The following is a 345-nucleotide window of genomic DNA, read 5'->3' as shown; positions in this document are numbered from 1 at the left end:
TACGTATCAAGCCAATGAAGATACACAAGAAGGTGAAAAACAGGAACATTCAAGAGAAATTCTCGACCGTATTATGAATGATTATAATCAAACATTTAAAACGAATTATAATACGGATAATTTCGAAGGCTACTTTTCTGACGTATCTAAGCGTATGAAAGAAGTTGTTCGTGATGACAAAATCGACATTCTCATTGTTGTTAATATGTTTTTGACAGGCTTTGATAGTAAAAAGTTGAATACTCTTTATGTCGATAAAAACTTGAAACATCATGATTTAATTCAAGCCTATTCAAGAACGAATCGTGTAGAAAAAGAGCGTAAACCTTACGGTAATATTTAGTG

Annotated in this window: 1 pseudogene; it reads left to right on the top strand. The window is 31.6% G+C overall.

Annotation, left to right across the window (positions count from 1 at the left end):
• Positions 1–340 (top strand): annotated as a pseudogene (locus KA858_RS12525) (type I restriction enzyme subunit R domain-containing protein); the annotation flags it as partial.
• Positions 341–345: the final 5 nt, after the last annotated feature.

This window comes from Staphylococcus sp. GDX8P80P, assembly GCF_017893095.1.
Taxonomy (GTDB): Bacteria; Bacillota; Bacilli; order Staphylococcales; family Staphylococcaceae; genus Staphylococcus; species Staphylococcus borealis.
The sequence above is the reverse complement of the archived record's forward strand: the minus strand, read 5'-3'. Positions and strand labels throughout refer to the sequence as shown.